Raw genomic sequence first — 1,404 nt, 5'->3', positions numbered from 1 at the left:
GGTGGCGTCCCCTGGGGTGGTGTAGTTCTCGGTGCTGAGTGTCACGTCGTTGACGTGGTGAGCCATCGTGCGATGGTCAGTGAGAACCGATCAAAGCTACTCACAGAAAGACACAACGCACGATGGCTCTAGACCAGTCTGCCCTCCTCGAGCTCCTCGGGGAACTGAAACTCACCGACGTCACCGACCGAATCCGGCTGGCGACCGAAACGCTCTATCAGGAGCTGATCGATGCGGAAGCGGCCGCGTTCATCGGTGCCGCCCCGTTCGAACGCACCCCGGACCGCACCACCCAGCGCAACGGCACCCGCCCCCGCACCCTCACAACCACCGCCGGGGAGCTGGATCTGCGGATCCCGAAGCTGCGGCAGGGCAGCTTCTTCCCGTCACTGTTGGAGCGGCGCCGCCGGGTCGACCAGGCCCTGTTCGCGGTCGTGATGGAGGCCTACGTCCACGGCGTCTCGACCCGCAAGGTCGACGATTTGGTTAAAGCGCTGGGCGCGGACACGGGGATCAGCAAGTCGGAGGTGTCGCGGATCTGCGCGAATCTGGACGAGGACGTCGCCGCGTTCCGGGACCGGCCCCTTGCCGACACCACCTACCCGTATGTGTTCCTCGACGCGACCTACTGCAAGGCGAGGATCGGCCGGCGGGTCGTCTCTCAAGCTGTGGTCGTCGCGATCGGCGTTGCCGCGGACGGGCGCAGGGAGGTGCTCGGGTTCGAGGTCGGAGACACCGAGTCGCAACCGTTCTGGACCACGTTCCTGCGCTCGTTGAAGGCCCGCGGGCTGGGTGGGGTGAAGCTCGTGATCTCCGACGCGCACACCGGCCTGATCGCCGCGATCGAGACGGTGTTCCAGGGGTCGAGTTGGCAGCGATGCCGGGTGCACTTTATGCGCAACGTGCTCTCGAACGTTCCGAAGACGGCCGGGCCGATGGTCGCGTCGATCATCCGCACGATCTTCGCGCAGCCCGACACCGAGCACGTGTTCGCGCAGTTCCACGAGGTGGTCCGCATGCTGACCAGGTCACACCCGAAGATCGCGGACATGCTCGAGGAGGCGAAGAACGACATCCTCGCGTTCTGCGGCTTCCCGCCCCAGCACTGGCGGCAGATCTGGTCCACGAACCCTCTGGAGCGGGTCAACAAGGAGATCAAACGCCGCACCGACGTGGTTGGCACGTTCCCCAACCCGGCAGCGTTGCTGCGCCTGGCCGGCCACGTCCTCATCGAACAGCACGACGAGTGGGACGGCGCCGACCGACGCTACTTCAGCGAGCACTCCATGAAGCTCCTGCACGTCACAGAAGAGGAGGTCGCCATCCCCGAACTCACTGCGGCATAATCACAGAAGCTGATCCCGCACGGTGTTGAGAAACTCCACCACTCAGCGGGACGTCACC

The 1,404-nt window shown here is 65.1% G+C and carries 1 protein-coding gene; it reads left to right on the top strand.

Going from position 1 to position 1,404, the window contains the following annotated elements:
- The first annotated feature begins 122 nt into the window (after positions 1-122).
- Complete coding sequence (locus BR85_RS00150; RefSeq protein WP_036275338.1) at positions 123-1,346, top strand: IS256 family transposase; 1,224 nt, start codon at positions 123-125, stop codon at positions 1,344-1,346.
- The last annotated feature ends 58 nt before the right edge of the window (positions 1,347-1,404 follow it).

The organism is Microbacterium sp. UNCCL10 (assembly GCF_000746195.1).
Classification (GTDB): domain Bacteria; phylum Actinomycetota; class Actinomycetes; order Actinomycetales; family Microbacteriaceae; genus Microbacterium; species Microbacterium saccharophilum.
The sequence above is the reverse complement of the archived record's forward strand: the minus strand, read 5'-3'. Positions and strand labels throughout refer to the sequence as shown.